General features: G+C 71.2%; 20 protein-coding genes and 1 pseudogene. 8 read left to right on the forward strand and 13 right to left on the reverse strand.

The window, feature by feature from the left end:
* Positions 1-18 precede the first annotated feature (18 nt).
* The 5 genes from JHY01_RS04005 to JHY01_RS27195 form a co-directional block, all read right to left on the reverse strand.
* On the reverse strand, positions 19-2,385 hold the full coding sequence (locus JHY01_RS04005) for a glycoside hydrolase (protein ID WP_205324301.1): 2,367 nt from the start codon (positions 2,383-2,385) through the stop codon (positions 19-21).
* A 642-nt stretch (positions 2,386-3,027) separates the two neighbouring features.
* Complete coding sequence (locus JHY01_RS04010; protein WP_205324302.1) at positions 3,028-4,320, reverse strand: MFS transporter; 1,293 nt, start codon at positions 4,318-4,320, stop codon at positions 3,028-3,030.
* Positions 4,321-4,400: 80 nt separating this feature from the next.
* The gene (locus JHY01_RS04015) at positions 4,401-4,760 is read right to left on the reverse strand and encodes a metalloregulator ArsR/SmtB family transcription factor (RefSeq protein ID WP_205324303.1); all 360 of its coding nucleotides are present in this window, start codon (positions 4,758-4,760) and stop codon (positions 4,401-4,403) included.
* Between the two features lie 38 nt (positions 4,761-4,798).
* Positions 4,799-5,452 (reverse strand): response regulator transcription factor, encoded by a 654-nt coding sequence (locus JHY01_RS04020; protein ID WP_205324304.1) that lies wholly within the window; start codon positions 5,450-5,452, stop codon positions 4,799-4,801.
* Positions 5,440-6,555: a sensor histidine kinase gene (locus JHY01_RS27195; RefSeq protein WP_205324305.1), complete on the reverse strand. Its 1,116-nt coding sequence runs from the start codon at positions 6,553-6,555 to the stop codon at positions 5,440-5,442. Before JHY01_RS27195 ends, JHY01_RS04020 begins: the two co-directional genes overlap by 13 nt.
* 130 nt (positions 6,556-6,685) lie before the next feature.
* On the opposite strand from JHY01_RS27195, the gene JHY01_RS04030 reads away from it, so the two are divergent.
* Both JHY01_RS04030 and JHY01_RS04035 read left to right on the forward strand, forming a co-directional pair.
* On the forward strand, positions 6,686-7,057 hold the full coding sequence (locus JHY01_RS04030) for a DUF6069 family protein (protein WP_205324306.1): 372 nt from the start codon (positions 6,686-6,688) through the stop codon (positions 7,055-7,057).
* Positions 7,054-8,157 carry an alpha/beta hydrolase gene (locus JHY01_RS04035; protein ID WP_205324307.1) on the forward strand — a complete coding sequence of 368 codons (1,104 nt, stop codon included), beginning with the start codon at positions 7,054-7,056 and terminating at the stop codon, positions 8,155-8,157. The genes JHY01_RS04030 and JHY01_RS04035 overlap by 4 nt, the downstream gene beginning before the upstream one ends.
* Positions 8,158-8,276: 119 nt before the next feature.
* Here JHY01_RS04035 and JHY01_RS04040 read toward each other — a convergent pair whose 3' ends face one another.
* The 5 genes from JHY01_RS04040 to JHY01_RS04060 form a co-directional block, all read right to left on the reverse strand.
* The gene (locus JHY01_RS04040; RefSeq protein ID WP_205324308.1) at positions 8,277-9,224 is read right to left on the reverse strand and encodes an NmrA/HSCARG family protein; all 948 of its coding nucleotides are present in this window, start codon (positions 9,222-9,224) and stop codon (positions 8,277-8,279) included.
* A 510-nt stretch (positions 9,225-9,734) separates the two neighbouring features.
* On the reverse strand, positions 9,735-10,634 hold the full coding sequence (locus JHY01_RS04045; RefSeq protein ID WP_205324309.1) for an alpha/beta fold hydrolase: 900 nt from the start codon (positions 10,632-10,634) through the stop codon (positions 9,735-9,737).
* A 165-nt stretch (positions 10,635-10,799) separates the two neighbouring features.
* On the reverse strand, positions 10,800-12,551 hold the full coding sequence (locus JHY01_RS04050; protein ID WP_205324310.1) for an ABC transporter ATP-binding protein: 1,752 nt from the start codon (positions 12,549-12,551) through the stop codon (positions 10,800-10,802).
* Entirely contained in the window at positions 12,551-14,194 is a 1,644-nt protein-coding gene (locus JHY01_RS04055; RefSeq protein WP_205324311.1) for an ABC transporter ATP-binding protein, read from the reverse strand. Before JHY01_RS04055 ends, JHY01_RS04050 begins: the two co-directional genes overlap by 1 nt.
* Before the next feature lie 74 nt (positions 14,195-14,268).
* Entirely contained in the window at positions 14,269-16,380 is a 2,112-nt protein-coding gene (locus JHY01_RS04060) for a thioredoxin domain-containing protein (RefSeq protein WP_205324312.1), read from the reverse strand.
* Between the two features lie 309 nt (positions 16,381-16,689).
* Between JHY01_RS04060 and JHY01_RS27995 the strand changes: the two are divergent.
* Positions 16,690-17,163: pseudogene (locus JHY01_RS27995) on the forward strand (DUF998 domain-containing protein); the annotation flags it as partial.
* 75 nt (positions 17,164-17,238) lie between these two features.
* On the opposite strand, the gene JHY01_RS26330 reads toward JHY01_RS27995, so the two are convergent.
* The 3 genes from JHY01_RS26330 to JHY01_RS27590 all read right to left on the reverse strand — a co-directional run bounded on the left by JHY01_RS26330 (position 17,239) and on the right by JHY01_RS27590 (position 20,030).
* Positions 17,239-17,910 carry a hypothetical protein gene (locus JHY01_RS26330; protein WP_240192342.1) on the reverse strand — a complete coding sequence of 224 codons (672 nt, stop codon included), beginning with the start codon at positions 17,908-17,910 and terminating at the stop codon, positions 17,239-17,241.
* 56 nt (positions 17,911-17,966) lie between these two features.
* The gene (locus tag JHY01_RS04075; RefSeq protein ID WP_205324315.1) at positions 17,967-18,656 is read right to left on the reverse strand and encodes a hypothetical protein; all 690 of its coding nucleotides are present in this window, start codon (positions 18,654-18,656) and stop codon (positions 17,967-17,969) included.
* Positions 18,657-18,725: 69 nt separating this feature from the next.
* Positions 18,726-20,030, reverse strand: coding sequence for a PhoH family protein (locus JHY01_RS27590; protein WP_374199488.1), 1,305 nt, complete (start codon positions 20,028-20,030; stop codon positions 18,726-18,728).
* A gap of 182 nt (positions 20,031-20,212) precedes the next feature.
* On the opposite strand from JHY01_RS27590, the gene JHY01_RS04085 reads away from it, so the two are divergent.
* The 5 genes from JHY01_RS04085 to JHY01_RS04105 all read left to right on the forward strand — a co-directional run bounded on the left by JHY01_RS04085 (position 20,213) and on the right by JHY01_RS04105 (position 25,448).
* The gene (locus JHY01_RS04085; protein WP_205324317.1) at positions 20,213-20,479 is read left to right on the forward strand and encodes a hypothetical protein; all 267 of its coding nucleotides are present in this window, start codon (positions 20,213-20,215) and stop codon (positions 20,477-20,479) included.
* 19 nt (positions 20,480-20,498) lie between these two features.
* Positions 20,499-21,272 (forward strand): hypothetical protein, encoded by a 774-nt coding sequence (locus JHY01_RS04090; RefSeq protein ID WP_205324318.1) that lies wholly within the window; start codon positions 20,499-20,501, stop codon positions 21,270-21,272.
* 2 nt (positions 21,273-21,274) lie between these two features.
* Positions 21,275-24,094, forward strand: a complete 2,820-nt coding sequence (locus JHY01_RS04095; protein ID WP_240192343.1) for an FtsK/SpoIIIE domain-containing protein — start codon at positions 21,275-21,277, stop codon at positions 24,092-24,094.
* A 10-nt stretch (positions 24,095-24,104) separates the two neighbouring features.
* Positions 24,105-24,770, forward strand: a complete 666-nt coding sequence (locus tag JHY01_RS04100) for a hypothetical protein (protein WP_205324319.1) — start codon at positions 24,105-24,107, stop codon at positions 24,768-24,770.
* A gap of 123 nt (positions 24,771-24,893) precedes the next feature.
* Entirely contained in the window at positions 24,894-25,448 is a 555-nt protein-coding gene (locus tag JHY01_RS04105) for a hypothetical protein (protein ID WP_205324320.1), read from the forward strand.
* Positions 25,449-25,998: the final 550 nt, after the last annotated feature.

Raw genomic sequence — 25,998 nt, forward strand, 5'->3', positions numbered from 1 at the left:
GGGCCGTTGGAACCGGGCTTAGGCGATGTCGCCGTAGATCAGTCCGCGGCCGTTCGTCGTGAGGTAGACGCGGCCATAGATCTCGGGGTCGCCGGTGATGGCGGACCCTGCGAAGGCCCACTGGTGGGCGTCGTCGTTGATGCGCTGCCAGCTGCCGCCGGCGTCCGTCGAGCGGTAGATGGCGGCCTTGCCGCCGATCTCCGCCGAGGTGTAGACCGCCGGGTAACCGGATCCGTCGGCGGCCCTGCCGAAGCCGACCGACAGCGCCGTGTCGATCGCGCTGATGCGCGTCCAGGTGAAGCCGCCGTTCTGGGAGTGCCACATGCCTCCGCCGATGCCCTCCTCCTCGTCGCCGCGTCCGGCGAGCCAGACGTCGCCCCAGCGGCCGGGGACGACCCGGAAGTCGTCGACGGCGCCGATCGGCAGGCCGGACGCCCCGGTGTCGGCGAACGTCGCGCCCCCGTTGGTGCTGCGGTAGAACCTGCCGCCGGAGTAGGCGTACATGATCGGCGAGTCGACCCGGTCGCCGCGGATCAGCGCGCCCGCCGGGAGTCCCTGGACGGGACTCCAGGTCACGCCCAGGTCGGTGCTGCGGACCGGCGTGACAGTGGTGTCACTCGGCGACCACAGGATCACGGACGCGTTGGCGGCGATCGCGACGACGCCGGCGTGGCCGCCACCCGGCACACCGGCGAGCGGCGAAGCGGTCCGCCAGGTACTGCCGCCGTCGGTCGAGACGCCGACATGGCCGACCCCGTTGTCGTGGGGGTTGCCCGTGCCGACGATGACGTTCGGGTTCCAATGGGCGAAGTCGACGCTGGTGCCGGTGGACCAGTCGGAGCGGGTCATCGGCTCGGCCCGGTCGAGGTCGGTGTGGACGAACCCGCCGATGTCGCCGAACGCGGAGACGAGCGTCCCCCCGAGCGCCGCGATGTCCAGGACCGCGGTCTCCTCGACGCCTTCGGCGCGGACGCCGACGGTGAACTTCTGGATCGGCCGGGCCACGCGCTCACCGGCCGCGTTCTGGACGACCAGTTCGCCTTGGCTGTCCCACCGTGTCAGCTCGTCGGTGCCCCAGATGGTGGCGCCGGTGCCCCACATGATCCGGTCGGAGTCGTGCGGGTCGATCGCGAGCGCCTCGATCATCCAGCCGTGCTTGACCGCGTACGTGGTCCCGTCGTCCTGGCCGTTCCAGGACAGCCACGGGCTGCCGGTGTTGTCCATGACGAACCGGTCGGTGCGTACGTCCTCACTGACGAGGTCCCAGCTGAGCGACCAGGTCGCGCCGGAGTCGGTGGAGCGGAAGAGGATCTCGTCGGGGCCCCAGTTGTTGCATGTGGACGCCATGAGGGTGCTGGGGTTCTGGCGGTCGACGGTGATCCCGCCGAAGCCGGGGATCGGGCGCCCGGGGTTGTAGGGCGGAGTGACGTCGGTCCAGGCGCCGGTCAGCGTCGAAAGCCGCTGGATCCTGCCGCCCCGGCCGGAGGAGGGCCCGCCGTTGTAGGGGCCGGGGTCATAGCTGGTGATGACGTACAGGTAGCCGTTGGTGTTGTCGACCGCGGCCTGCTTGGGGATGGTGCGGTTGCCGTCGACGTTGCCGAGCGCTGCGGCGGCTCCGGGGACGGGCTGCCAGGTCGCGCCGCCGTCCCTCGAGACGTAGAGCGGGTCGTCCGGGTCGGCGACGCCCACATAGATGTCGCCGCCGATCTGGTCGAACTCGATCCAGAGCACGCCTTGGTTGTCGGCGGAGTAGGGGTTCGAGGGGTCGATGACGAAGTTGCCGGGGTTGGGGAAGTTCCCGACCTTGGACCAGCTGCGGCCGAAGTTGTGCGAGCGCCACAGGCCGTTCCCGCTGGGCGTGCCCAGGTACAGCTCGTAGTTCTTCCCGGGGTGGACGGCGAGGCGTTCGCCCATGCCGCGGCCGGGCATGTTGCCGCCCTGCTTGAACGGCAGCTCGGCGATGCCCCAGGTCTCGCCGCGGTTGTCGGAGTAGAGGACCGCGCCGTTGTCGGGGTCCCAGTCGGTGGTGTAGGTGCCGACGGCGGCGTAGACGCGGTTCGGGTCGACCGGGTCGGTGGCCATGGAGACGACACCGGACCAGCCCCATTTGTCGCGGCCGATCCAGTCGAGGAGGGGCTTCCAGGTCCGCGTGGCCTCCTGCCAGCGGTAGCAGCCGCCGATGTCGGTGCGGGCGTAGATGAGGTTCGGCTCGGTCTCGTTGAAGACGATGCCGGGCACGAAGCCTCCGCCGTTGACGACGACGTTCTTCCAGATGTAGGTGTCGGCGGCCTGCTGCTGGGCGAAGGCCGGGGCGGGCAGGGCGCCCGCCACGGCTGCGGCTGCGGCGGTGGCTGCGCCGAGGGCGGTGAAGGTGCGTCGTTGCACGTTTTTCTCCTTTGGATTGGGATATGGGATATGGGATATGGGGTCGCGAAGCGGCGCGGGGCTCGATGGGAACCCCGCGCCGTTCGGTCGGGTGTCGCCTAGGAGGCGGCGCCGGTCACGGTCGTGCCGGTCTCGGTGACCGTGCAGGGCACCGTGCCGCGTCCCGGAAGTCCATTCGAGGTCCCATCGGTCGATCGGCACGCAGAGGTTGGTCACCTTGACGTTGCCGGCGAGGCCGCCTGCCGTCGGCCGGCGACGTCGTGGTCGACCGCGCAGCCTTGGACCGCTTGGGCGCTCATGGCGCCGAGCAGTTCCGCGAAGGTCGAGAAGTACCGATGTATCGAGGTATGTAGATTCCTGACCTGACGCGGAGTACGGTACAGCCCGCGATCGACTTTGTCAATCAAGCAAACTAAGAAAGCGCCTTCACGGCGGCCGGGCGCCGCCATAGCGGTGGTGATCGTCGACTGCGATCGTTCACATGGCACAGGAGGCGTATCCGGCCCGACTCGCGGGCTGAGGTTAGTTTCTTTACTTGACAAAGTATTGGTGTGGGTTCGACAAGGGGAACCCTGCTTCCCGTCGTCGGCGACCACGAATTTCCCGGTCCTCGCCGACGGGGAGGGCCGGTGCCGTTGGGGCTCAAGGTTGTGCGACGTAGGTGCCGGCTTCGGCCTTCGGGCCGGTGCCGCTGCTGCCATGCGCGGGTTCGGACCGTTCGGTGCCGCGGAGGAACGCGACGGGGTCGCGGGCGGGCCACGCGGCCAGGCCGGTGGCGGCGGCGGCCGCGGCGACGGCCGCGAGCACGGCTGCGGCGATGGCCATGTCGGACGCGGCGAGCCACCCTGCGAGCGGGTAGGCGATGAGGAACCAGCCGTGGGAGAGGGAGAACTGGGCGGCGAAGGCCGCGGGCCGGTCTCCTGCGGCGGCGGAGGCGGTGACGAGGCGTCCGGTGGGGGTGAGGATCGCGGCGGTGGCCGCGCCGAGGGCGGTCCAGGCCGCGAGGAGCCAGGTCCAGTCGAACGCGCCTGTCGCGAGTGCGGCGGCGATTGCGGTGAGGCCCGCGGCGAGGGTGAACGCGGCGGCGGCCATGACCTGGCGGTCGCTCCGGCGGCGCAGCAGCCGCGGGGTCGCGAGCGTGACGAGGATCGAGCCGATGCCATAGGCGCCCAGGGCGATCGCCACGTCTCCGGCGGTGCGGCCGAGGACGCCCTGGACGAGCACGACGGTGTTGACGACGACCATCGCGGTCGCGGCGGCGACGGCCAGGTGCATGCACAGCAGGGCCCGCAGGCGGGGTGTGGCCGCGTACAGCTTGAAGCCGCGGGTGGTCCGGGCCCATCGGCCCCCCGACGGCTCGGTCCGCGGCTTCGGGATGGCCACGGAGACGACGAGGACCGCGGAGGCGAGGAATCCGGCGGCGGTGCCGGTGAACAGCCACTGGTATCCCACGGCGGTCAGGAGCGCGGCGGCGAGCAGGGGGCTGGAGAGGGCCTCGAGGTCGTAGGCGAGGCGCGAGAGCGACAGGGCCCGCGTGTAGTCCTCTTCGCGGTCGAGGATCTCGGGGAGGGTCGCCTGGAACGTGGGGGTGAAGGCGGCCGAGGCGGCCTGGAGGACCAGGATGAGCACGTAGATCTGCCAGACCTCGGTCACGAACGGCAGCGCCAGGGCGGCCGCGGCCCTCGCGAGGTCCATCGCGCACATGAGTGTGCGGCGCGAGCACCGCTCGGCGAGGGCCGTGGCGATCGGGCCGATGAGCAGGTAGGCCAGCATCTTCAGGGCGAGCGCGGTGCCGAGCACGGCGCCCGCGTCGGCGCCGGCCAGGTCGTAGGCGAGGAGCCCGAGCGCCACCGTCGCGAGTCCGGTGCCGGTGAGGGCGACGGCCTGGGCCGCGAACAGGTGGCGGTAGGTGCGGTGGCGCAGGACGGCGAGCACGGCGGTTCCTCGGTCCGGGACAGATGAGGACCCGACCGTAGCATATATGTGCGCACCTGCGCACGCGTCTAATGTGATGGCTATGCGTGCCACGGCTCGCCCGTGACCTGGTGGTCGGCACGGCTGAGGGCTTCGACGACGAGCCGGCGCAAGTGGCCGTCAGTGAGGCTGTAGACCGCACGGCGGCCCTCGCGGCGCGGCTGGACGAGCCCGGCGAGCCGCAGTTTCGCGAGGTGCTGGCTCACGGCGGTCCGGGCGGCCCCGGTGCGCTCGGCCAAGCCCGTCACGTCCGACTCGCCCTGGGCGAGCGCCCACAGCACATGCAGGCGGGTGGGATCGGCGAGCAGGGCGAACACGCTCGCGGCGGTGGCGAACTGCGCACCGCTCGGGGAATCGTGTTGCGACTTCGTTGCAGGAGCAGGTTGCTCGCGTTCGGGCATCAGCCCATCCTACGTGCGCGCCGCGCGCACGAGCCGCTTCAGACCAGGTCGGCGTCGTGCACCAGGAGCGCGATCTGGGTGCGGTTGTCGAGCCCGAGCTTGGTGAGGATGCTCGAGACATGCGACTTGACCGTGGTGACGCTCATGAAGAGCGCACCGGCGATCTCCGCGTTGGCGCGGCCGTCGGCGATCGCGACCGCGACATCGCGCTCGCGAGGCGTGAGCGCGGCGAGCACCGCACGGGCCCGCTCATAGGCGCCGGTCTGAGCGACGGTGCGATCCATGAGCCGCCGCATCACACCCGGGGAGAGCATCGGGTCCCCAGCGGCCACACGGGCGACCGCGTCGGCGATCTGACCGGGCGGGGTGTCCTTGAGGAGGAAACCGCCCGCCCCGGCACGGAGGGCGTGGACGATGTTCTCGTCGGAGTCGAACGTCGTCAACACGATGACCTCAGGCGGGTCGGCCCGGGCGCGGAGCCTCCGCGTGGCCGCGATCCCGTCGACGTACGGCATCTGCAGATCCATGAGGACGACGTCGGGAGCGTGGGCGTCGACGGCCGTGACCGCCTCCCGGCCGTCCCCCGCCTCGCCGACCACGACGATGCCGCCAGTCCCGTCGAGCATCATCGACAACCCGGCCCGGACCAGCGCGTCGTCGTCGACCAGGAGCACTCGGATCACATCGGCCATGGTAGCCGCGCCCGCAGCAGGAAACGCCCCTCGCCGCGCTCGTGATCGAGCCGCCCGCCCGCCAGACGGACCCGCTCCGTGAGGCCGACCAGACCCAGACCGCCACCGGGCACGACCGGCGCATCGCCCTGCGAGGGAAGCGGATTGGAAAGCTCGACCGTGAGCTCAGCGCCCGGCCCGCCGCGCAACACCAGGTCGACAGGGAGCCCGACGGCATGCTTGCGGGCGTTCGTCAGCCCCTCTTGAAGCACCCGGAACGCGGTGCGACCGACCGAAGGCGGCAAGACCTCGACGGGAAGACCGCCCCGCACCGACACCGACTGCCCAGCCGCCCGCGACTCCTCGACCAGCCGCTCCAGATCGGCCACGGCCACCGGGCCACCCGCCCCGGCCGCATCGTCCTCCCTGAGCAGGCCGACCACCTGCCGCAGCTCCTCCAACGCCTGATGCACGCCGACCCGCACCACCCCCGCCGCCATGGCGACCTTCTCGGGCGGGGCGTCCGGGCGGAACTCGAGCGCCCCCGCATGCGTCGCGACCAGCGAAAGGCGATTCGCGAGCACGTCGTGCATATCGCGGGCCAGGGCACGGCGCTCCGCCGCACGGGCCTCCGCCACCCGCCGCCCCTGCTCGGCCTCGGCCCGCTCCGCCCGCTCACGCAAGGAGACGAGGAGCCTGCGGCGGGCGCTGGCCAGGGCGCCCCAGCCGAGCAGCGCGCCGTACGAGACCACGCAGAACAGTGCCCACCACCCGAACTCGAGCGCCGGTATCGGATACCACCGCCACTGCAGGAGATGCGCCAGGACCCCGGCGGCCGCCACGGCCGCGGCCGTCCGGAACCGCCCGCGCCACGCCGCCTGCAGCGCACCGATCGTGGCCGCCGGCGTCGCGACCGGCGACAGCACCGCCAGCACCGTGGCCGCGAAGGCCCCCGCGACGGGCCGCCGCACCTGCACGACCGCCGCCCCCACACTCAGCACCGCGACGGCGACCTCCAAGGGCCGCAACTCGATACGCGACCACAACGCCAACGCCGTCATGAGCGCCACACCGCCGACCAGCACGGCCGCGTCGACGGGGCGGGGACTCCGGCACTCGCTCACGAGCTCATGCTAGCCGCGAACGGACCGGACCCGTCACCTCCGAAAGTAGGAGACGACCCCTTCCCCGGCAGGAGACACCGCGGCCCCCCGACCGATGCGGACACCCCACGACCCCCACGACACTGGTCACATGCACCAGCGCACCCGCCGACTCCTCACCGTCACCACCGCCGCCGCGGCACCCCTCCTCCTCTGGGCCGCGGCCGCCCCGCTCGCCGGCGTCGACCTCACCGTCGACCAGGCCGGCACCCCGCTCACCATCGGACCGACCCTCATCGCCCTCGCGAGCCTCACCGCCGGCTTCGCCGCCTGGGGGCTCCTCGCACTCCTCGAGCAACTCACGGCCCGAGCCGCTCTGATCTGGTCGATCACCGCCGCAGCCGTACTCGCCTGCTCCCTCACCGGCCCCCTCGCCGCCGCCACCACCGCCGCGATGCTCGTCCTCATCGGCATGCACGTCACCACCGGCGGCATCCTCATCGCCGGGCTGGTGCGGCGATGAACCTCCCCTGGGGCTACCTCACCGGCCTGCTCCTCCTCGCGCTCCCCGCGATCCGACTGCCGCGCATGCCGATCGCCCCCGGAACCGCAGTCTTCCTCGCCGGCATCGCCGTCCTCGAACTGCCATTCCTCGCAACGGCCGCCTTCGCCGCCGGCACCGCACTCGCACTCGCCCAAGGCGACCTCGAATCACCCGCGACGATCACCGCCGCCGTCCTCGCGGGAGCCTGCCTGACCCTGACCATACGGCGCAGCCTCCGCGCCCGGCCGACCCTCACGCGCACCATGGGCGACCTCCCCATCGCACACCGCCTGCCGTGGACCCGCATCCTCCTGCTGCCCTTCCCCCTCCGGCCCCGCACCGTCGAACGGATCCCGAACCTCGCCTACGGACCGCACGGCAGACGCAACCTCCTCGACCTCTACCGGCACCGCTCCCCACCCGCCCACGCGCCGGTCCTCATCCACCTCCACGGCGGCTACTACACGACCGGGCACAAGAACTCCCAGGCACTGCCGCTACTCCACCGCCTCGCCGCGCAGGGCTGGGTGTGCATCAGCGCCAACTACCGACTGGGGCACGCGGCGGGCTTCGAGGCCCACCTCCACGACGCGAAACGGGTCGTCGCCTGGGTCCGCGCCAACGGCCGCGAATGGGGCATGGACCCGGACCGGATCGTCCTCTCCGGTTCCTCTGCGGGGGCGCACATGTCGGCGCTGGCGGCGCTCACGCCCGGGCAGGCGCGCTTCCAACGGGGCTTCGAGGGTGTCGACACGTCCGTGTCCGCGGTGGTGGGCCTGGGCGGCTACTACGGCCCCTACTTCGACGGCGGGCCGGACGGCGACCCGCTCACCCACGCTCATGCCGACGCCCCGCCGTTCCTGATCGTCCACGGCGGCAACGACACCGTGGCTCCGGCGGCCGCTGCCCGCCGTTTCGCCGAACGTCTCCGCGGGATCTCCGCTCAGCCGGTCGTCTACGCCGAGCTGCCGGGCGCCCAGCACGGCTTCGACGTGTTCCACTCGCCGCGGTTCGAAGCCGTGGTCAACGCGATCGAGGCCTTCGCCACCAGGGCCGTTGCGGCCGGCGCGCGGCATTAGCCCGTCCGCCGCCGAGGGACCGGTGGTCCCCGGCCCTTCGGCGTTGCAGCCCGGGCGGGCACCGAGACGCGGAGAGGGACCGTCCCAAGGGGGCGGTCCCGCTGCTCCACTGCTGCCGATCAGGCTCCCGCGAAGGCGTCCTTGTTCGCGGCCAGCCATTCCCGGAAGGTCTTGAGCCGCGGGTTCAGCGCCCGCACGGCGGCGAGGTCGCGGCGGCCGGTGAACTCCTCGTCGAACTCGGCGTAGTACTGGAACATGTTGCCCATCTCCTCGGCGGCCGGGAACCCGGCGGCGCGGAAGCCGTCGAACGGGACGGGGTAGTAGGCGACCGGCTCGCCCAGTGCCTCGCTGAACGCCGCGGCGTACTCCTCACCGGTCAGGTGCTCGCCGGCGATGCTGATGGTCTTGCCGACGAGTGCCTTGCCGCGCTTGAAGATCCCGAACGCGGTGCGGCCGATGTCCTCGGCGGCGATCCCGGCGAGCTTGCCCTCGCCCATCGGCAGCGCCAGGACCAGGCTGCCGTCCTCCTGCCGCTTCGGGGGGAAGTAGGCCATGAAGCCCTCCCAGTAGAACGTCGTCTGCAGGAACGTGGTCGGGACCCCGGCCTCGGCGAACAGCGTGTTCGCCTCGCCCTTGACGTCGAAGTGCGGCACCTTGAAGCGGTCGAGGAGCGTCGGCATGCGGTCGTCGTCGAGCGGGACCGAGTCGCGGGTGTCCTCGAGGGTGGACCAGATCGCGTGCTCGACGCCCGCGCGCTTCGCGGCCCGTGCGAGGTTCCCCGCCTGCTCGTACTCGCGGTCGGGGGACATGTGCTCCCAGAAGTTGGTCACCAGGAACGCGCCGTACGCGCCGTCGAAGGCCTTCGCGAGACTCGCCTCGTCGTCGAGGTCGGCCTCGACCACTTCGGCCCCGAGCCGCGCGAGTGCACGGGCCTTCTCGGAACCGGCGTTGCGGGTGATGGCGCGCACGGTGAATCCGGAGTCGGGGTCGTCCAGGATCGCCTGGGCGAGCCCGCCGCCCTGGGCTCCGGTCGCGCCGACGACGGCGATGACGTTCTGCTCGGTCATGGTGTTGCCTTTCGTTGCGGTGTTCCGGGCGTTTTCACTCGGGACGATAGGTCGTCGGCAGCGTGCCCGGTCGCGATTCGGCCGAACCATTTGCATGACGCGTCATTTAACTTACGCTGCGATCGATGATGTGTCAACTACCGGTCTCGGGCGTGACGGACCCTTCTCGCCACAGCGCCCCGACCCGAGACCCCCCACCCAGGAAGTCCGTTCTGTTCAAGACCCCGAGACCGGACCCGCCCTAGCGTGGACGCATGGCACGAATCACCGACTCCATGACCGAACGGGCCGCCGCATTCATCTGGCTGACCGGGAGCACACTCGACCAGCGCCGCCTCGCGCTCCACCTCGGCGACGGCGACCGCGACGTAGTCCTAACCGCACTGGCCGGACACCGGACCGCTGACGGCGGCTACGCCTTCGCACTCGGCGCCACCGCACCGGTACCGACGCTCCTCCAGCCCACGAATCCCGTTGCGACCCAACGATACGACCCGGCGCCCTTCGCCCTCAGGCGCCGACGGGGACCCCGCGGAGGTCCTCCACGACCGTCGCGTACGGGAGGTCATCGAGCGGTTCGCGGGAGAAGAAGCGGGTCATGAGGTCCACGAGCTGCACCGGGCGTTCGAGATGGATGAGGTGGTCGGCGCGGGCGAGCTCGACGTACCAGCTCTCGGGGCAGGTGAACGCGAGCTCGCGGCAGCGCTCCGGCGGCGTGATCGTGTCGTGCTCACCGGTGGTGAAAACGGTCGGAACGGCGGGAGGAAGCGACGGGTCGATGAGGTCACGGGAGAGCAGCCGGTTCGTGTTGGCGATGAACTTCGCGAGGTCCGCGTCGTCGGCGGCCCCGAAACGCATCGCGAGGACGCGGCGGACCACGGCCTGCGCCGCGATATCCGGATGCGGGCTCATGAGCGCCTCCACCGCGGCCGGACCGAACCGCTCCCGCGGGCCCCGTTCCGCAAGCGCCACAGCCGCTCGCATCATCGGACGCGATTCAGGCGGGACGCCGCCCATGGTACCGGCGAGGACCATTCTGGCGATCCGCTCCGGGCGGGTCTGCGCGAGCCGGTACCCCACCGACGAACCATAGGAGCCCGCGAACAGGTTCACCCGTTCGACGCCCAGGTCATCGAGGAGCCGCACCAGCGCCTCGGCGGGGAGGTCCGGCCCGAGATACGGCGGGAGGAGGTCCGCGCCGCCCCAGCCGGGCAGGTCCGGGCAGATCACGTCCGCGTGCTCGAGCAGGCCCTGCTCGACGCGGCCCCAGTCCTCCTTGCGGTGCAGCGCACCGCCCACGAGGACGACGGGCGCGAAGCGCGACGAGTCGGAACGGGTGCGCCGCGACCAGTACGTGTAGCCCGCGAGCCGGTGCTTGTAGACCTGGGGGGTGGCGGCGTTCCGCGGCATGGAGCCTCCCGTTCGAAGTTCACGGCGGCATCGAGGCCGCCGCAGGCACGGGAGATCACCCTAATATCCGAAATGCGAATTTCTGGTATTTTGCCGCACATCGAGGCATGTCCGCCTTTCGCGACGCAGCGGCCCGGGGCACCAGCCCCGGGCCACTCCATGCGCTCAGACCGCCACGCCCTTCCACGCCCGCCACAGGCTCGCATACGCGCCGCCCGCCTCGAGCAGCTCGGCATGACCGCCCTCCTCCGCGATACGGCCGTCCTGCACCACCGCGATCCGATCAGCCGACTCGGCCGCCTGCAACTGGTGCGCGATCGCGATCACCGTGCGGCCGTGCAACGCCGCCGCCAGCGCCGCCTCCACATTCCCCGCACTGCCCGGATCGATACCCGCCGTCGCCTCGTCCAAGATCACCACGTCAGGATCAGCGAGGATCACCCGCGCCAGCGCCAACTGCTGCGCCTCCGCCAGATTCAGCCGGTGGTGCTCGTCGCCGAGCATCGTGTCCAGACCCTCGGGCAAATCCACCGCCCAACGCGCATCGACCGTCTCCAGCGCCGAACGCAGCGCCTCGTCATCCGCCTCCGGCGCCGCGAGATTCAGATTCTCCCGCAACGACGCAGTGAAGATGTAATGCTCCTGCGTCACCAGGATCACCTTGCGGCGCAACGTCTCCAACGGAATATCAGCCACAGGCGCACCCCCGAGCGTCACCGCCCCCGAACGCGGCCGGTCGATCCCGGCCACCAGCCGCGCGATCGTCGACTTCCCCGCCCCCGACGGCCCGACCACGACCAGCCGCTCACCGCGCCGCGGATGCAGACGCAAACCGTGCAGCACATCAGGACCATCGCCGTACCCGAACGTCACCTCGTCCAACCGCACCTCAGCGCCCTCAGGAGCCGCCTCGCGGACCTCATCCGGCATGAGATGCACGCCCTCGACACGCGCCATCGCCGCCCCGCCCATCTGGAACTCGCTGAGCGACATCATCGACCGGAACACCGGGCCGTCCAGACGCAGCGTCAACATCGCCACCGCGACCACCTCGCCCACCGTCACCCAGTCGTTCAAATACCACAGGGCGCCAACGACCGTGACCACCACAGCTGGCGTCAGGAACGTCAAGTCCGTCGCCGGGAAGAACCACGTCTGCAACCGCACGATCCCCTTGAGACGCTCCATGTGCGTCGCCGCCCGCGCATACCCGGCCTCGCCCCGCTCACCCTGCATCCGATACGCGGCCACCGTCGAAGCGCCCGCCGCAGAAGCCGTCGCCGTCTCCGCGATCTCGCTCATCGCCGCCCGCTCACTCAAGAACACCGGGCTCGCCGCCCGCAGATACCGGCGCCCCGCAATGAACAGCATCGGCATCCCGACCACGAACAGCAACCCCAGCAGCGGACTCACCACGAACGCCGCCACGATGATCACCGTGCCCTCGATCATCGCGACCGCCACCTCCGGCGCGGTCTTGCGCAGCAGCTCCGCCACCGCACCCACGTCACCCGACGTACGCGTGGCCAGGTCACCCGTACCGGCGCGCTCCACCACACCCAGCGGCAGCCGCAGCACCCGGTCGATGAACGACTCCCGCAACCGCGCCGCCGCCCGCTCCCCGAGCCGATACCCCAGACGCCGACCCGTGCGCATCAGCACCAACTGCAGCACCACGCATGCCACGATCACCCCGCACACCAGATCCACCCGGGCCGCGGTCCAACCCGACCCGATACCGTCGATCACCTCGCCGAGCATCACCGGCAGCGCCGCACTCGCACCCGCGGCCGCCACGTACAACGCGACGACGCCCGCGAACGCCCGCCGGTCCTCCAGAATCAACCGCTTGATCGCCCCGACCATCGCGGCACGGTCCGCCACCGGCAGACGCCCACTGGTTTCCTCGACACTCATCAGGACTCCTGCCTCGATGTGAGGGACCGGTACTCGTCATGCAGCGAAAGCTCGGCGTGGCTCCCCACGGCCCGCACCTTCCCCTCCCACATCCACACCACCCGATCGGCACGCGCCAGCCACAACGGCGAGGCCGTCACCACCGCCGTCGTCCGCCCCACCCGGGCCGCGGCGACCCGCTCGGCGATCAAGGACTCCGTGTGCGCGTCCACCGCCGAAGTCGGCTCGACCGCGAGCAGGACCTCCGCGTCGGCCGCGAGGGCCCGCGCGAGCCGCAGACGCTGGCGCTGGCCGCCGGAGAGGTTGCGGCCGGCGTTGTGCACTTCACCGTCCAAGGTGGAGCCGAGACTGGAGTGCACGTCGCCCGCGCCCGCCGCATGGATCGCGGCGAGCGCACGCTCCTCGTCGACCCGCAGGGTCTCGCCGAGGGTCTGCGCGAACAGGTAGTCGTCGCGCAAGAGCAGCACGCGTTCGCGCACTTCGTCCAGTTCGAGGTCGGCGAGTCTCGTGCCGCCCCACTCCGCCTCTGAATCCCACTCCGCTCCTGAACCCGGCTCTGCGCCGGACTCGCGGTAGCGGGCCAGGCGCTCCATCGCGGCCTCCGCGGGCTTCGCCTCGGCGCTGACGACCACGGTGAGGCGGCCCGGTTCGATCGCGAGCCCCGACTCGGGGTCGCGGAGCGTCCCGGACGCGCCCGTCGCGGTGCCGTCGTCGGCGATGTCGCTGCGGGTGTTGAAGAACGCGGTCAGACGCCGGGAGGCGACCTGCGCGGCGATCACGGCCTGGGCCATGCCGATCATCGCCCCCGAGTGCTGGGCGACGAGCGCGGTCATGCCGAACGCGGCGGAGAGCTCCCCGATCGTGATCGTCCCGTTCAGCGCGAGGCGCGCGCCGACCCACGTGACGGCCGCGATGAGCGCCAGCGGCAGGCTCGCCCGCAGGCCCTGCACCCACGAGTCGGCCGTCGCCACCCCGTAACCGGCCTCGCGCAGCTCCGTTGAGGCCGCCCGGTACCGCTGCGAGAACTGCGCCTCGCCGCCGACCCCGCGCAGCACGCGAAGGCCGCCCACGACGTCGCTCGCCTGGCCGGTGAGGGTCGCGACCGACGAGCGGTACGCGATCTGGTGGTGCTGCAGGCGGCCGAGCACCGGCCCGACCACGAACCCGATGAGCAGCACTCCGGCCAGCGTGGTCAACCCGAGCGCGGGGCTGGCCCGCCACAGCAGGACCGCCCCCACGGCCGTCATGACCAGGCCCATCCAGCCGAAACCGAGCTGGAAGATGAACGACCCGGTCTTGTGGGCGTCCTCAGTGGAGAGGTTCACCATCTCGCCCGGGGAGATCGCGCCCCGCACCCCGGTCCCGGCCCGGTTCAGGTGGTCGGTGAGATTCCGGACCGTGCGCACACGCGCATGCGACTCGGCCATGAACAGCGACCGGTACCCGGCCACGAACACCCACGAGGACGCGATCGCCACGACGACGAGCACGATCGACCACTCCGCCAGCGGCTCCGCCGAGCCCGCGAGGAGCACCTCGTCGATGATCTTCGCGATCGTCCACGGCAGCAGGATCCAGGCCGTCCCGGAGACGCTGAGCAGCACGAACCCGAGCGCGACCAGACCGGTCTGCGCACGGGCCACGTACCAGAGGTACCGCCACGGGTCGGCTGGAATGTCCCCGGGGGACAAGGCAGGGGGGCGTAGTGGGTTGGGCTTCACAACTCACAAACGTAAGCACGGCGCTTGCCGAGCGGCAAGCAGATATACGACGAAGCGGAGTGTGATTCACGCCCGTCAGGCCTGCAATTTCTTGCGGTCGGGGGGGGCCCCGGGGCCCCCCCCCCCCCGCGCTCCATGGAGGAGGCGGCTCCGGCGGGGACCGCGCGCGGCTGGAGTGCCGCGCGCGGTCTCGGTATGGCGACGTTCGCGAATCCCCTTGTGTCGCCGCCATCCCGCCGGAGCCAGATGGCTTTTTTCCATCTACTACAGCATGTGCGGTAGTCGAGCGGCAACAGCAAGTTTCCGCCTGTGGATAACTCGCCGTCGCCTGTGGACAACTCCGTGCGCTGGGCGCGCGCCAGCGCTTCGGCCGCCGCGTGGAGACCGGCCGTGAACCGCGGGTTCGCGGCCATCACCGGCTCGGCCCGCGCCACCGCGCGCCACGCGTCGTCCTTGTACGTCTCCTCGCCCGTGACCTGGAACGCCTCCAGCATCGCGGCCGCCGCCAGCGCCCAACCCGAGGCCGTCGGGCCGTCGTGCACATCCGCGGGCCGCGTCACCAGCGCCTCCGCGTCAGCGGCGGTGTCGTAGAACCCGCCCTCGAAATCCGTGAAATGCTCCCGGATCTGCTCGATCAGCCCCTGCGCGCGGGCCGTCCAGTCCCCGCCCAACCGCAGGAAGCCGAGCGCGACCGCCGCGTAGTCCTCCAGGATCCCCGGTGCCTCCGAGGCCACCCCCGCGAGCGAGGCCCGCGCCAAGCGGCCGTCAGCGCCGATGTGCACGCGCCGCAGCAGCTCCGCGGCGCGCTCCGCCGCCAGCAGCGAATCCCGGTGGCCCGTGCGCGACGCGTACTCGGCGAGCGCCGCGATCGCCAGCCCGTTCCAGGCCGCGACCACCTTGTCGTCGCGGCCGGGCTGCGCCCGCAGGCGCCGGGCCGCGAGCAGCCGGTGGCGCACCGCCTCCCAACGGGCGCTGTCCCGGGGATCGCGGGGCAGTTCCAGCACGTTCGCGCCGTGCTCGAAGTTCGGATTCGCCGGATCGATCCCGAAGACCTCGGCGGCCCACGCGGCGTCCTCGCCGAGCACCGCCTCCAGCTCCCGCACGGTCCACACGTACGTCAGGCCCTCGACGCCGTCAGTGTCGGCGTCGAACGCCGCCGCGAAAGCGCCCTCCTCGGTTGAGAAGCGCTCGAGCAGGAACGCCGCCGTCTCGTCGGCGACCCGCGCGAACAGCGCGTCCTCGCCGTACAACCGCGCGTACAGCCACAGCAGCTCGGCGTTGTCGTACAGCATCTTCTCGAAGTGCGGCACGGTCCACTCCGCGTCCACGCTGTACCGCGCGAACCCGCCCTCGAGCTGGTCGTAGATCCCGCCGCGCGCCATCCGCTCCGCCGTCAGCTTCACGTGGTCGAGCAGCGCCGCGTCGCCGGTGCGCACGTACGCGTCGCACAGGAACCGCAGCGCCGGCACGCTCGGGAACTTCGGTGCGGCACCGAACCCGCCGTTCACCGTGTCAGCGGACGCCAGCGTCGTCGCCGCCGCCGCGTCCAGCAGGTCCGTGCGGATCGGCGGCGCGGGCGGGCACGGCCCGTCGAGCGGGCACGCCACGGTGACATCGGCGAACGCCGGACCGGTCTGCGCGCTCGCCTCCACGATCGCCGCTCCCTGGTGCTCCAGCTCCTCCCGCTGCGTCGTCCACGCCGTGTGCACGGCGTCCAGCAAGCGCAGGAAATGGGACTTCGGGAAGTAGGTGCCGGCGAAGAACGGCGTCCCGTCGGGGAACGCGAACACGGTCATCGGCCACCCGCCCTGGCCCGTGATCGCCATCGTCGCCTGCATGTACACCGCGTCCAGGTCCGGGCGCTCCTCCCGGTCGACCTTCACTGCCACGAACCGGGAGTTGATCGCGTCCGCGACCGTCTTGTCCTCGAACGACTCGTGCGCCATCACATGGCACCAGTGGCAGGTCGAATAGCCGATCGAGATCAGGACCGGCACGTCCCGTTCGGCGGCCTCCGCGAGCGCCGCGGCGCTCCACTGGCGCCACGCCACCGGGTTCGCGGCATGCTGACGCAGGTACGGGGACAGGGCTCCCGCCAACTCGTTCACCCCCCAAGCCTCGCACACCGAGGAGGGGAAGCGAGCGGGAGCGGCGCCAACAGCGGCGACGCGGGCACACGCGCTCGCCTGCGGGCGGTGGGGCGGGCGGGAACGGGCAGGTAGTGCAGGCCGTACCGAAGGCCGGGTGCTGGCTGGGGGAGCGATTCGGGTGCCCGCGTCACTGATTCCGGATCCCGATTTCGCGAGGCTTACTGCATGATCATTCATGCGCCCCTTGGCGACAGTGCCAACACTGCGACCACCCTCAAGGGACTGACGACGGCCGGTTTCACCGCGCTCGGCGCCGGGTTCGCCGCGATGGTCGTCCTCCACGCGACCTCCGGCCTCAACCCCGTCGAGGTCGTCATCAGCCTCCACCTCTACACCCCGCTCGGCTGGCTCCTGCCCGTCGCGCTCGTCCTCTTCGGGCTCGGCGCCGGCGCCTTCGCCGTCGTCGCGCGTCGCGTCGCGGCCCCGCGCTGGCTGAGCCCGATGCTCCTGGTCTGGGCCGGTTTCCTCGGCCTCGTGGCCCTGTTCCCGACCGACCCGCCCGGACTCCCCGAGGTCTCGCTGGTCTCGGCGATCCACCGGTACGCGGCGTTCTGCGCCTTCAGCACCATGGCGGTCATGGGCCTCGCGTTCGCCCGCTGGGCGCGGGGTACCGACTGCCCCGAGAAGACCCGCAGGTCGATCCTCGCCGCCAGCTGGATCGCCGTCGTCGCGTTGACCGCGTGCTCGGCGCCGTACGTGGCGGAGTGGTTCGGGGTGCCGCGTGAACCCGGCGCGTTCGCGGCGGGCCTGCTGCAGCGCACGACCGTGGGCATGGAGCTGGTGGCGCTGGCGTTCGTGGGCGCCTGGCTCAAGGGCTCAGTAGAAACCCTCGGCCTCGGATTTGGCCCAGGCGTCGCAGGGGGCGTCGTACCGGCGCTCGATGTAGTCGAGGCCCCAGAGGATCTGGGTGACCGGGTTGGTGCGCCAGTCGTCGCCGAACGACGCCATCTTGTTCCCGGGGTAGGACTGCGGGATGCCGTAGGCGCCGATCGAGTTCTCGGCCAGTTCGTTCCAGCCGGACTCCTTGTCCCACAGGAGCTCCAGGCACGCGAACTGCTCGAGGTCGAATCCGGCTTCGAGGGTGAGCGCGCAGCCCGTCGCCTTGTTCCCGGTGAACTCGTCGCAGTCGGACGGGAGGTCGACTGACGTCGGGTTGGTGTTCGCGGCGGCTTCTTCGGCGGCCTGATCGGCTTCCTGCTGGGCGTCGTTCAGGCCGCTCGCCTTGTCGGCGGCGTATTCGAAGACCGCCTCGGCTTTGACGGTGACGTCCGCGCCGGCGGTCGCCGCGATGTAGTCGCGGTGGTGCCCGCGCGCTTCCTCGTACGCCGCTTCGGCGTCGGCCTGCTGCTCGGCGGCGGCCCGGCCGGGGTGTTCGGCGTCGATCCGGGCGGGGTCGTCGGTGATGGCCTGGACGGCGATGACGGCGCCGATCGCGAGCACCGCGAGGGCGGCGATGCGGGCGCCGTAGCGGGTCAGCTGCTGGATCATGCGGGGGTGCTCCAAAAGAACGACCGCTGACCGGGGGACCGGGCAGCGGTTCGGATCTAGTACCAGCCGACTTCTTCGGAGTGGTTCCAGGCCTCGCAGGGCGTGCCGTAGCGGCCCTCGATGTAGCCCAGGCCCCACTCGATCTGGGTGACGGGGTTGGTCTCCCAGTCGGAGCCTTCGCTGGCCATCTTGTCGCCCGGGAGGGCCTGCGGGATGCCGTACGCGCCGATGCCGTTGGCGGCGTATTCGTTCCAGCCGGACTCGCGGTCCCAGAGGGCCACGAGGCAGCCGACCTGCTCGAGGTCGAAGCCGTGCTCCTGCGCGAGGGCGCAGCCGGTGGCCTTGTTCCCCGAGTATTCGCCGCAGCTGCCCGGAATGTCGACATCGGTCCGGCCCGCGTTGGCGGCCGCTTCTTCGGCTTCTTCGGCTTCCTTCTCAGCCTCGTCGGCTTCCTGCTGGGCGTCGTTCAGGCCGTTCGCCTTGTCGGCGGCGTACTCGAAGACCGCCTCGGCTTTGACGGTGACGTCGGCTCCGGCGGTCTCGGCGATGTAGTTGACGTGCAGGTAGCGGACCTCGTCGTACGCCTCTTCGGCGTCGGCCTGCTGTTCGGCGGCGGCCATGCTGGGGTGCTCGGCGTCGCGCTGCCACAGATTGTCGGTCGCGGCCTTGACGGCTATGACGGCCCCGAGTGCGAGGACGAGCACGGCGGCGAGTTTCGCGCCGTAGCGGGTCAGCAGTGGGATCATGCGCTCTACTCCTGTGTCCCGGGCGTCTGTCCACAGACGCCCGGGACACAGCATGCCAGAGCTGTATTCCTAGCCTTCGAGCAGGTTGGTGACCATCTCCGCGATCTCCGAACGCTCACTGCGCGTAAGCGTCACATGGGCGAACAGTGGGTGGCCCTTGAGCACGTCGATCACCGAGGCGACCCCGTCGTGGCGGCCCACCCGCAGGTTGTCGCGCTGGGCGACGTCGTGGGTGAGGACCACTTTGGAGCCCTGCCCGATGCGCGAGAGCACCGTGAGGAGCACCCCGCGTTCGAGCGACTGCGCCTCGTCGACGATGACGAACGCGTCGTGCAGGGAGCGGCCGCGGATGTGCGTGAGCGGCAGGACTTCCAGCATCCCGCGCTCCAGCACCTCCGAGATCACGACGTCGTTGGTGACGGCGCCGAGCGTGTCGAACACGGCCTGGCCCCACGGGCTCATCTTCTCGCCCTCGGAGCCGGGCAGGTAGCCGAGCTGCTGGCCGCCGACCGCGTACAGCGGCCGGAACACGATGACCTTCTTGAACAGCTCGCGTTCGAGCACCTGCTCGAGACCGGCGCACAGCGCCATCGCGGACTTGCCGGTGCCGGCCTTCCCGCCGAGCGAGACGATCCCGATGTCGGGATCGAGCAGCAGGTCGAGCGCGACCCGCTGCTCGGCGGAGCGGCCGTGGACGCCGAAGGCGTCCCGGCCCCGGATGAGGCGGATCTGCTTGTCCACAGTGACCCGGCCCAGCGCCTTCGAGCTGTTGCCGGTGAGGACGAGCCCGGTGTGGCAGGGCAGGTCCACGTCGTGCGGCAGGTCCGCGTCGCCGCCGTCGAAGAGCTGGTCGATCACTTCGTCGGATACGGCGAGCTCGGCCATCCCGGACCACGTGGGGTCCACGGCCTGCCCGTGGCGGTACTCCTCGGTGGGGATGCCGACGGCGGAGGCTTTCACCCGCAGCGGCATGTCTTTGGTGACCAGCACGGCGTCGGCGCCTTCGAGCCCCAGTGCTCGGGTGACGGCGATGATGCGCGAGTCGTTGGTGTCCACGGCGAACCCGGCCGGGAGGCCGGAGGTGTCGACGTGGTTGAGCTCGACCCGGATGGAACCGCCGTGGTCCCCGACGGGGATCGGCTGGTCGAGACGCCCGTGCCTGATGCGGAGTTCGTCGAGGCGCCTCAGGCACTCCCGGGCGAACCAGCCCAGTTCGGGGTGGTGGCGTTTGGCCTCCAGTTCGCTGACTACGACGAGCGGAATGACCACGTGGTGTTCGTCGAACCGTGAGAACGCACCAGGGTCTGATAGCAGAACCGAGGTGTCGAGGACGTAAGTGCGTTGCACTGGCACGGTCGCCTCCCGGGTGTCGATGTGTAGGGGGCGGGCCCCCGTTGGTACTCACACTCTAGTTGGGAGGTACGTCACTGCGCCACCGTTAAATGCATCGAAAGCAACACTGGTAGTCACCGCGGCGTCGGAAATCCGACAAAGCAGACACGCCGGGTTAACCCTCGATCACTGCAAGTGCGCACTCCATCGGTGAGAATGAGCCTGTGTCCATCGTGAGCGTCGCCGAACTCAAGTCCGCCATCGCCGCCGCCCTCCAGCAGGTCCGCGACGGCCAGGCCGCCATCACCTCCGCCAGCCAGAACATCGAAGCCGCCCAGGGGAGTCTCACCGCCGTCACCGCAGGGTCGGGCCACGACTCGGTCGCCACCGCCCAGGCCGCGCTCGCGCAGGCGGCCGCCGAACTCGAGCAGTCCCTGGCCGCCACGTTCGCCGCCGCCGAGCAGGCCGAGGCCTACGCCGCGACCCTCTAGACCCTGGAACGGAGCCCCTGTGGACGTCGCCGCCCTCGCCGCACGCCTCAAAGCCCTGGCCGCCGACCTCCCGCTGCCCGCCCTCGACTCCGCCGACCAATGTCTCGAAGCCGCTCAGGCGGAACTGAAAGAGGCCTCCCGGGAGTCGAACGCCGAGATCGGGCTCCACAAGCTCGGCGCCGCTCGCGAACGCCTCGACTCCGCCCGCATCCGCCTGACCGAGGCCGCCACCGCCATCGACGACTACCTCGACGGCATCGGCGCGGGAGCAGCCGCCGCCCCGGCGGCCCCCGCCTCCGAAAGGACGACCGTGCATTCGCCGCCGGTCGACCCGCGCCAGTGGTGGACCGACCGCGTCAACGAGCTCTGCGACCGCACCGGCGCCGCCGACCCGCAGCAGGTGCCGCCCACGCGGCTGTTCAACGAACTGCTCAAAGCCGCAGGCGACGGCAACGCCGAGGCCTACTGCAAGCGCCTGCGCGACGCCGGGCCCCAGACCGGTGTGAAACTGCCCGGCCTCGCCTGGCCGCTCGTGCGCACCCTCGCCGCCGAGCACTTGGGACGGACCCCGACCGCGCGCGACGTGCCCGGCCTGCGCGACAAATGCGCCGACAACGTGCGGTCGCTCGTCCCGAAAGCCGAACCCGACCACATCGGCGCCGCGCTCGCCTCCGCCTGCACCTTGGGACGCAAGGGCACCGACGGCGAAGGCGACGCGGCCCGGACCGCGGCGATGGGCCCGGCCCTGGTCGCGGCCCTGCACCGGTTGAGCAAGAGCGAGCGGAGGGCCTGAGCATGAGCAGCTGGCGGCGACGACTGGTGGTGGCCATGGGCGACGAGCTCGGGCGCGCCCGCGGCGAGGCCCGGTTCCTCGCCGACAGGACCGCGGCCGAGGCCGAGTCCGAGCGGGACAGGGCCGAACAGGCGATCACTGACGCGACCCGTAAGCAAGCGCAGCTCAAAGGCATCCACGAACGGATGCTCGCCACCCTCGAAGCCCGCAAAGCCGCTGCGGTGCAAGACCACCACGACGCCGCACTCGCGGCGGCATCCGCGGCGGCCCCGGCCGCCGCCGGAGCGACATGGAGCGCATGGGAGCCCGCCTCGGGCCTGGATCGCGGCGCGGCCCCGATGCTCCGCATCGGCGACCTCGCGGACTCCGGGGGCCTCCCTCCCTCCCCCTCGCCCACCCACCCCGCCACCGCCTTGCCGGCCGCCGCCTCGACCGGGCGCGCTCCGGTCGAGGACGGTGATGCCTCCGGTGCCTCCGGAAAATTCCGGATTCGTTCCGGTGCAGCGGATGCATCCGCCGGCCACTCCAGTGTGGCAGGAGGGTACGACAATTCAGCACCGTCGGTGACCGCAATCTCACTCCCTGCGCTCGTGCCGCTCCTCGACCGCGCGCACCTGCGAATCGATTCCGCTGCGGCCCAAGCGCTTCCAGGGCTGCTGGTCAGGGCCGTCGGCTCGGTGCCGGCCGGGCTCGTGCGCCTGCATGTCTACGACCCCGAGCATCTCGGCGGCTCGCTCTCCGCGTTCGCCGCCCTCGGCAAGGCCGGACTGCTGTCCTTCATCGGCCCCTCGGGCCTGCGCGAAACCCTCGACTCGCTCGTCGAGAACGTCCGCCGCGTCAACGCCGACGTCCTCGCCGGCGAACACGCCTCGCTCGCCGAACTGGCCGCCGCCACCGGGCGCCGACCCGAACCCTGGCGCGTCCTCGTACTCCTCAACGCCGACCTCGCCTCTTGGCCCGCCCACGACCAGGCTCAACTCGCGCGGCTGCGCCGCACCGGCGTCGCCGCCGGGGTGCATCTCGTGGTCGTCGGCGACGACACCGCCGGACCTGCCGACCTGCCCCGCCTCACCGCGACCGCCTACACCGGACTCCCCGGCGCCGCCATCGAACTCGACAGCCCCCCGCCCCTCAGCACCATCACCGCCGCCGCCAAATCCATCGCCGAGAAGCACAGCGCCGGAAGGGAACCCGCCCGGCTCGTCGACCTCCTCCCGCAGCGGCTCTGGGCCGCCTCCTCCGCCACCGGCCTCTACGCCGCCATCGGCGAGACCGCCGCAGGCGACGTCGCCCGCCTCGCACTCGGCGACAACCCGCCCCACGCGCTCGTCGGCGGCCCCTCCGGCTCCGGTAAGACCAACCTGCTCTACGCCTGGATCGCCGGACTCGCCTCCAGCTACAGCCCCGACGAACTCGCGCTCCACCTCCTCGACTTCAAAGAAGGCGTCTCCTTCGCGCGCTTCGCCTCCGGCCGCCGCGATCCCACCTGGCTCCCGCACGTGCGCCTCGTCGGCGTCAACATCAACGACGACCGCGAGTTCGGCCTCGCCCTCCTGCGCCACCTCAAAGCAGAACTGCGCCGCCGCGCCGAAGCCGCCAAAGCCCACGAGGCCACCAAACTCGAAGAGCTCCGCGCCGCCGACCCCCAAGGCCACTGGCCCCGCATCGTAGCCATAGTGGACGAATTCCAGGTGCTCCTCGAAGCCCGCGACGCCGTCACCGACGAAGCCGTGCAGCTCCTCGAAGACCTCGCCCGCCGCGGCCGCAGCCAAGGCATCCACCTCGTCCTCGCCTCCCAGGACATCGCCGGGATCGAAGCCCTCTGGGGCCGCCCCAGCCTCGTCGCCCAGTTCACCATGCGCATCGCCCTGCCCAAAGCCCGCAGGGTCCTCGCCGAGAACAACCACGCCGCCGACACCGTCCCCCGCTTCCACGCCGTCGTCAACGACGAATCCGGCCACGCCAACGCCAACAAGATCGTCGCCGTCCCCAACGCCGGACACGCCGACGCCTGGGAACCCCTCCAGCGACGCCTCTGGGAAGCCCGCCCCATCGGCAACGAACCGCCCGCGCTCTTCGACGGCGACCACGTCCCCGTCCTCACCGACACCGCGCCGCCCCCCGAGACCGCGCTCCTCGGACAGACCATCGACGTCGCCTCACGCGGCGCCGAACTCGCCCTCCACCGCGCCCCCGGCCGCAACCTCGCCCTCCTCGGCACCAGAGCCGTCGAAGCCGCCGACATCCTCGCCGCCGCCGCCCTCACCGCCGCACGCGGCCAGCGCATCGGCGTCGACCTCTGCTGCCTCGAACCCGACGCCGCCCCGTCCGCGCTCGCCCTCGCCGCCGCACTCGAGACCGAAGGCGCCGAAGTCGACTGGCACGACGGGCTCGACGAGGTCTGCAAGGACTGGGACCGCCGCTGCGACGGCACCCTGCGCCTCAACCTGATCTACGCCGTCGACGCCGGCTCCGCGCGCCTCGACGCCGCCGGGACGGCGGCCCTGCGCGCCATGCTCATCGACGGACCCGAACGCCACCTGCACACCCTCGGCTGGTGGCGGTCCGTGCCGCGCCTGCGCGAGGACCTCGGGGGCTTCTCGGCCCGCTTCGACGCCGTGGACGCCTGGCTCGCCCTCGACGTCCAAGGGCCCGAGCTGGCTCCGCTCTCGCCCGCGAGCGGCGGCCCCGCCTGGTATCCGCGGGTGCGCCGCGGCCTGTACTTCGACCGGGCCCGGCACCGGACGCCGCAGGTCGTCATCCCCTACAAGACGACTGCGCTGCTGCCGCGGCCCGAAGCCGTCCTCGACCTGCCGCAATGAGGTGCCACCCATGCCGATCGACACCGATTACGCCACCGCCGTCGCCGCGTACCTGAAGGAACGCGAGAACGCCGACGCCGAGATCCGCGCCGCCGTCGCCTCCTACCGCGGCGAGGCCGACCGGCTCGCCGCCGCGGTCGAAGCCGCTCGCGCCGCGCGGGAGGAGGCCGACGGCGCCGCCGTGAACGCGGCGGCGCTCGTGGCCGAGACGGACAAGACCGTGGCGGTGCTGTGGCGCTCCCTCGGTGATTTCGTGGGGCACCGCCGCACCGGTCCCACGCCCTCCGCCGGCGACCCGGATCCGGGTCCCGACGAGGAGCGGGTGCGGGCCCGGCTCGAACGCTCCGAGCGGCTGCTCTCCCTCGCCCGGCAGGGCGAACTGCCGATCGAGGCGCCCCGTCACACCGAGGTCACCGCGGCCGCGATCGGTCTGGGCCTCGGAGCGCTGGCGGTGTGGGCGGCGCTGGGGATGCTCATGTCGGGTCGCGTCCCGTTCGCGGAGGCCCTGGCGGCGCTGACGCTGTTCGTGGGCATCGGGGCCGGCCCGATCGTGTTGGGCGCGTGGCTGTCCTGGCAGTACCGGGTGCGGCCGAGGCCGGGCCAGACGCTGGTGTGCGTGGGGGCGGCGATCGTCGCGGTGTGCGCGCTGGCGGGGTTGTTCATGAGGGGGCTTTAGCAGTCGGGGTTCCCGAAGGCACTGGTCGCGAGTGTCGCGGCGGCGGCTTGCGGGCCCTGAGTCGGTGCTGTTGACGTCATGGGGTACACCTGATGCGTCAACGAAACGTGAGGAGTCCCGTCAATGGCCGCCATCGACGACACCGGCTCGTGGCATTACGGCCCCCTGCCGTCCACTGACGACGCCCCCGCCTGGATCTACGGGATCGTCCCGGACGGCTGGATCGCCGGGATGCCCGATGTGACGGTGGACCGCGACGAGATGATCATCATCTGCCCGCTGCCGACCCCGGACCATCCCGCGGACGCGACCGAGTCGGACCGGGCCGCGACGGAGGAGGGCCGGATCTCGCGTTTCCGGGAGGCGACGCGGGACATGCGCGTGCAGATCGCGCAGCAGCTGCAGTACCGGTACCACCGGCAGTCGTCGTGGGGTGCGCGCTGCGGTTCGACGACGATGGTGTTCACGCATCAGTCCCTGCCGGTGACGACGCGGCTGCGTCAGCCCGAGCGGTTGGTGCTGGACACGCTCGTGGGTTCGGGTGTGGCCGCTTCGCGCTCGGATGCGCTGGCGTGGTGCGTGCGGCTGGTCGAGCAGCACGCGGAGGACTGGCTCAAGGAGTTGCGCGAGGCGATGGTGAGCGTCGACGAGCTGCGGCGCCGGGGGCCTTCGGTCTAGCCGCGAGGGCATGTGGAGAGGGCGGGAACGCGTGCGTTCTCGCCCTTTCGTGTGCTCAGTTCAGCAGCAGGTAGGCGAGGACGATCGCCATGATGATGAGGATCGCGATCACGAAGCCGATCGTCGCGTTCCTGGCGCGGTTCGGCTGCGGTTCCGGTTCTCGGTGCGCCATGGACCTCTCCAACGCTTCGACACTCGGATGCGGCTGTGCAGATCTGCATCTTGACCTACGACGCCCCGTGATGCGGCGTTTCAGGGCAAATGGCGATGACTCGTGCTCGAAACGCGATCGCGACGGCGCGCTAACGCGCTCGTTCCATGATTGAAACCGATCGCATTAGTTGTGATGAACGGTCAAATTCAGTCTCGATTGCGCGTTACTGCTTGCTCACGCAGAAACTGCGGGTAGTTGTGCTCGTTTCGAGCTTGAATGCGCACAAGACCAGAATCAGGCGGTGGAGTCCCTGTTCAGGACAGGACCGATCGAGCACGAGTGCCTGCGCGTGCCCGGGTATTCCCGTAGCGTCCGAATGACCGGTCCCGGACGGAG

It is taken from the genome of Glycomyces sp. YM15, assembly GCF_016918015.1.
GTDB lineage: Bacteria > Actinomycetota > Actinomycetes > Mycobacteriales > Micromonosporaceae > Glycomyces.

What these genes read in the sequence shown, in the direction of transcription:
- JHY01_RS04100 (WP_205324319.1), top strand. Translation starts at nt 24,105, where the DNA reads ATGCCGATCGACACCGATTACGCCACCGCCGTCGCCGCGTACCTGAAG.
- JHY01_RS04035 (WP_205324307.1), top strand. Translation starts at nt 7,054, where the DNA reads ATGAACCTCCCCTGGGGCTACCTCACCGGCCTGCTCCTCCTCGCGCTC.
- JHY01_RS04050 (WP_205324310.1), bottom strand. Translation starts at nt 12,551, where the DNA reads ATGAGTGTCGAGGAAACCAGTGGGCGTCTGCCGGTGGCGGACCGTGCC.
- JHY01_RS04045 (WP_205324309.1), bottom strand. Translation starts at nt 10,634, where the DNA reads ATGCCGCGGAACGCCGCCACCCCCCAGGTCTACAAGCACCGGCTCGCG.
- JHY01_RS04015 (WP_205324303.1), bottom strand. Translation starts at nt 4,760, where the DNA reads ATGCCCGAACGCGAGCAACCTGCTCCTGCAACGAAGTCGCAACACGAT.
- JHY01_RS04105 (WP_205324320.1), top strand. Translation starts at nt 24,894, where the DNA reads ATGGCCGCCATCGACGACACCGGCTCGTGGCATTACGGCCCCCTGCCG.
- JHY01_RS04095 (WP_240192343.1), top strand. Translation starts at nt 21,275, where the DNA reads ATGAGCAGCTGGCGGCGACGACTGGTGGTGGCCATGGGCGACGAGCTC.
- JHY01_RS04020 (WP_205324304.1), bottom strand. Translation starts at nt 5,452, where the DNA reads ATGGCCGATGTGATCCGAGTGCTCCTGGTCGACGACGACGCGCTGGTC.
- JHY01_RS04030 (WP_205324306.1), top strand. Translation starts at nt 6,686, where the DNA reads ATGCACCAGCGCACCCGCCGACTCCTCACCGTCACCACCGCCGCCGCG.
- JHY01_RS04040 (WP_205324308.1), bottom strand. Translation starts at nt 9,224, where the DNA reads ATGACCGAGCAGAACGTCATCGCCGTCGTCGGCGCGACCGGAGCCCAG.
- JHY01_RS04075 (WP_205324315.1), bottom strand. Translation starts at nt 18,656, where the DNA reads ATGATCCCACTGCTGACCCGCTACGGCGCGAAACTCGCCGCCGTGCTC.
- JHY01_RS26330 (WP_240192342.1), bottom strand. Translation starts at nt 17,910, where the DNA reads ATGATCCAGCAGCTGACCCGCTACGGCGCCCGCATCGCCGCCCTCGCG.